Annotated in this window: 6 protein-coding genes; 4 read left to right on the top strand and 2 right to left on the bottom strand. The window is 61.8% G+C overall.

Going from position 1 to position 4,483, the window contains the following annotated elements; translation table 11 throughout:
- The 4 genes from WCA53_RS12845 to WCA53_RS12830 form a co-directional block, all read left to right on the top strand.
- On the top strand, nt 1-501 hold a 501-nt coding region (locus WCA53_RS12845; protein WP_423910380.1), incomplete at its 5' end, for a Smr/MutS family protein.
- A 2-nt stretch (nt 502-503) separates the two neighbouring features.
- Nucleotides 504-1,124, top strand: a complete 621-nt coding sequence (locus WCA53_RS12840) for a trimeric intracellular cation channel family protein (RefSeq protein WP_423910377.1) — start codon at nt 504-506, stop codon at nt 1,122-1,124.
- A 102-nt stretch (nt 1,125-1,226) separates the two neighbouring features.
- The gene (locus WCA53_RS12835; protein ID WP_423910371.1) at nt 1,227-1,880 is read left to right on the top strand and encodes a protein-L-isoaspartate O-methyltransferase family protein; all 654 of its coding nucleotides are present in this window, start codon (nt 1,227-1,229) and stop codon (nt 1,878-1,880) included.
- A 65-nt stretch (nt 1,881-1,945) separates the two neighbouring features.
- Nucleotides 1,946-2,269 (top strand): rhodanese-like domain-containing protein, encoded by a 324-nt coding sequence (locus WCA53_RS12830; RefSeq protein ID WP_423910366.1) that lies wholly within the window; start codon nt 1,946-1,948, stop codon nt 2,267-2,269.
- Between the two features lie 66 nt (nt 2,270-2,335).
- On the opposite strand, the gene WCA53_RS12825 is transcribed toward WCA53_RS12830, so the two are convergent.
- Together WCA53_RS12825 and hemDX are read right to left on the bottom strand one after the other, a co-directional pair.
- The gene (locus WCA53_RS12825) at nt 2,336-3,529 is read right to left on the bottom strand and encodes a heme biosynthesis protein HemY (RefSeq protein WP_423910383.1); all 1,194 of its coding nucleotides are present in this window, start codon (nt 3,527-3,529) and stop codon (nt 2,336-2,338) included.
- Nucleotides 3,529-4,483 (bottom strand): fused uroporphyrinogen-III synthase HemD/membrane protein HemX (hemDX, locus tag WCA53_RS12820; RefSeq protein ID WP_423910363.1); only part of this gene is annotated, 955 nt, incomplete at its 5' end. The genes WCA53_RS12825 and hemDX, both read right to left, overlap by 1 nt.

Below are 4,483 nucleotides of genomic sequence, written 5' to 3'. Positions count from 1 at the left end.
TTGCAGACGCGCCTGGATGAAGAAGCCGTGCTGCACGAAGCGCTCTCCGACGAATACGACCCCGAAAGTTTGCTGGATACCGACGACTCGCTCTCCTATTGCCGCGCGGGCGTGCGCCAGGAAGTGGTGCGCAAGCTCCGGCGCGGGACCTGGATCGTGCAGGCGCAACTCGATCTTCACGGCATGCGGCGCGAGGAAGCGCGCGAAGCGTTGTCGGAATTCATCCATGAAGCGGTGAAGCACGGGATGCGGTGCATCCGCGTGATCCACGGCAAGGGGCTGGGGTCGATCGGCAAGGAGCCCGTCCTGAAAGGCAAAGTGCGCGCGTGGCTGGTGCAAAAGGAACAAGTGATCGCGTTCTGCCAGGCGCGTCCTCACGATGGTGGCGCGGGGGCCGTGGTCGTGCTGCTGCAACCGGGGGGCACACCGCATCATCACGGGCATCCCCAGGACCGGGGTGCCCGGCGAGACAATCACGGTGACTCGCGAAAGGGGTCCTAGACGTGCATCCCAGGCTTACGCTGGCCATTTCCATCATGGAGGCGCTCGCCATTTTCGCGTTCGCGGTGTCGGGGTTGATCGAAGCGAGAAAGCGCCGGCTGGATGCCGTCGGCGCCTTTCTGGTCGCGCTCGCGACGGCTTTCGGCGGCGGCACGATAAGGGACGTCCTGCTGTCGCGTCGGCCGTTTTACTGGGTCGAGCACCAGGAATACGTCATCGTGATTTTCGCGATGGCAATCTTCGCGCCCTTGCTCCTGCGCTGGTCCACGCGGCTGATCGACCAGCGCGCGCTCCTGATCGCCGATGCCATCGGGCTCGGCCTCTTCAGCATTTCGGGGACCTCGATCGCCCTTGACGCCGGGATGCCCGCCTTCACCGCTGCGATGATGGGCGTAGTGACCGGCGTGTTCGGCGGCATCATACGCGACGTGCTGTGTAACGAGGTGCCGCTGATCCTGCGCGACTCGCGGCCCTACGCGGTCTGCGCATTCGCGGGCTGCTGGCTGTATCTTGGGCTCGACTGGGTGGGCTGCGATGGTGTCTACAACGTGTTGCTATCCACGGCGTTCATTCTGGTTGCGCGCCTTGTCACGCTCAAACTGGACGTGCGGTTGCCGCATTGACCCGAGCCGCGCAAAATATAGGGTGCGCCCCAATTTGCTACAATCGCTACGCGTTTTTCATCTCATTTCCACTCCAACGATCGATCGAGCCGCAGACTGAACATGAATATCGAACAAGCGCGTTTCAACATGATCGAACAGCAGATTCGTCCCTGGGATGTGCTGGACCAGGACGTCCTGAACCTGCTGTCGATCGTCAAGCGTGAAAATTTCGTCCCGGCGGCGTATCGCAATATCGCGTTCGCGGATCTTGAGATCCCTTTGCCAGACGGGCAGAACATGCTGTTTCCACGTGTCGAAGCGCGTGTGCTGCAGGAACTGGCCATCAAGAAGCACGAAGTCGTGCTTGAGATTGGCGCCGGTAGCGGCTACATGGCGGCTTTGCTCGCAGCACGCGGCCGATCGGTCACGACCGTCGAGATTTCGCCGGAACTGGCTAAGTTGGCTGAACAAAACCTGGCGGCCAATGGGGTATCGAATGTGCAGGTCGTGGCTGGCGATGGCGCCCATGGCTGGAAGGACGGCGCACCGTACGACGTGATCTGCGTTTCCGGTGGCTTGCCGGTCCTGCCGCAAGACTTCCTGGATCAACTGAAAATCGGTGGCCGGCTGGCGGTGTTTGTCGGCAGCGCGCCGGTCATGAAGGCGCAAATCATCACGCGTGTGGACGAAAAGCAGTTTCGCGTAGCCGATATTTTCGAAACCCTGATCCCGCCGCTCAAGAACGCGGTGCATCCATCGCGCTTCAAGTTTTAACTTTGTGCTGGTAGCAAGCGCGGCGCATTGCTGCGCTCGCGCTTTTTGAACCTCTCCGGAATCTCATGCAAAACCTGTCTGCACCCGAACTGGCCGAATGGCTCGCCGACTCATCGCGTCCTGCCCCTGTCCTGCTCGACGTACGGGAACCGTGGGAACTTGAAACCGCGAAAATGGCGAATATCGTGGCCATTCCGATGAAGGATATCCCGGCGCGTAGCGAAGAACTCGACGACGAAGCGCAGATCGTCTGTATTTGCCATCACGGAGCCCGCAGCGCGCAAGTCGGCATGTTCCTTGAGTCGCGAGGCTTTACGCAGGTGTACAACCTGTTTGGCGGTATCGACGCCTGGTCGAAGCAGGTGGATGCCGCTATTCCGCTTTATTGAGCTTTGAGCGCGGGGTTGGGGGCGCCTTAAGCTAATAGCCCCCACCGCCCCCAAAGCCGGGCCCGTTCAAACTACCGTCATCGCCAGCGCACTCTCCCTGTAGTGCTCGCTGGCTCTCTCAGAATCCCCTAGCTGCTCGTGCAAGCGCGCCAACGCCCGGTGCGTACGAATCTTCAACGGTTCGTTGTCCGCCAGCTTCAATGCGGCTTCGAGAAACGCCTGCGCCTTGCCCCACAACTGCTGATGCAAACAAAGCCGCCCAAGCGCGAACAGCAAATCCGCGTCTTCCGTGCGCTCCTTGTGCCACGCTTCCGCGCGCTGGATCAAAGGCAACGCCTCGCCCACCACAGCGCAATCCGGATAACGCCGCAGTAACCGTGCATCCCAGTTTTGCGCGAGTGCTTCTTCCACGATCTTGCGTGCATCGTTTCTCCGATCCAGCGCAATCAGCAACTCCGCAGCAAGATCGGCAAGCCTCGGCGACTGCCGTTCGGTCGGCGACAGCGATTGCCAAAATTCCAGCAGCGCGTCCGGGTTATGGCGCCGGTCACGCAGGAGATTTTCAGCCGCAACCTGACGCAAACGCACAGCCACCGCCGGATGCAGCGCCTCGCGCTTTTCCAGCGTCTTCACCAGCTTGAGCACTTCGCCCCAGTTTTTTAGCTGCTGCTGCGCGCGCAACGCAATCTGCTGCGCATGCAATCGACGCCCGCCCTGAGCCTGCATTTCAGTCAGCGCCGCCAGCGCGCCGTCCGCATCGCGGCCGTCGGCACGCATGTCAGCCGTCGCCATCAACCGCGCGTCGAGCCAATCCTGCCCCGTCACACGCGCAAGCCATTCGTCGCGACGCGCATATTCGTGCATTTCGTGCGCCGCTTTCGCACCAATGAGGCCGGCCGCGCCCGCGTTTGCATCGATGGAAAGGGAGTCGCGCGCCGACTTTTCGGCCTTTGAAAAACGTCCGGCATACAGATGCCCGATCGCATCGCGCAACGCACCATTGGCCTTCGCCAGCCGCGATCGCGCCCGATAGGCCGTCACCCGTTGCGGCATTTTCCAGATGTTGCGCACTGCGCGCATCACGGCATAGATCACGATGAACGCAATCACCAATGCCACCACGAAAAGGTTCAGCGACACGTCCACCCGATACGGGGGCATCACAAGCAACACTTGGCCGCCGTCGAAGACGCCGATAATCGCGAGAGCCGCCGCCGCCGCGAACAGCAGCACGAACCAGATGAGTCCACGCATCGTCATCATCCGCCTCGCTTGAACTGGTGAATCGCCGCAAGGCTCGCGTTCAGGTCGGGGACCGTGACGGCGAGCGACGCTGCATCGACTTGATGCACGAGATCGCGGACCGTTTTTACCTGGGGCGACGACGGGTCGAAGTATCGGCCGAGCGCGGTATCGGCGGCGTGGAGATCCGATTTGAGCAGCGGCTCGCTGCGCGACAACAACGACAGACGCGCCGACAACAAACGCAGCTTCACGTTTTCGCGGACGAAGTAACCCTGGTCGGGAGCGGCGAGCATGGCGTCGGCGTTATCGATGCGCCGCACCGTCACAAGACTCGACAACTGCGTTCCAATGCCGCCCGCAATCTGTTGCAACCACACTTTCCAGCGCGGCTGCTTGGTCGCGGCGGCGATTGCAGCGGTGTCGCCCGGTGCGCTTGCGTGGGCGGTGGAAGGCACGATCCGCGCTTCGCCAGCGAGCGGCAGACGGTCGATCTGATCGATTGCCGTATCGAGTTTGATGGCAAGGCCCGTCAGGTCGGTGGTGGGCGTAGCGTGCAGCTTGTCCATATCCTGCGCGATGGCCTTGCGGATCGTCACGATCTGCGGACCAGTCGCAGCCGCCAGCCGCGTGTCGGCGCTTTGCAGCGCGAATAACGCCAGTTGGACATTGCCCGTGAGCTGCAATTGCTGGCTCGCGCTCGACAAGATTTGCTCGACCTCAGCCATGGTCCAGTCATCGCGATTGCTCGCCAGATCCTGATACTGCTGTTGCAACGCCTGGTTTTGCGCGTTGGCGTCGCTGAGCTTGCCCTGGAACTGAATGATCTGCGTATCAAGCGCCTTGACCGAGCTTGCGGCCTGATCGGCCTGGGCGCGAAGGTCGGCAGCTTGCGCGTCGTTGGCTTCCAGGCGCTGCGCGAACTGCGCGTCGCGATGGTCGAACTTGCGGTTGAGCACGAAGCCGCCCACG

The sequence above is a fragment of the Caballeronia sp. genome, assembly GCF_049581465.1.
In the GTDB taxonomy this organism is placed as follows: Bacteria; Pseudomonadota; Gammaproteobacteria; order Burkholderiales; family Burkholderiaceae; genus Caballeronia.
This window is presented reverse-complemented; position numbering and strand designations above follow the sequence as displayed.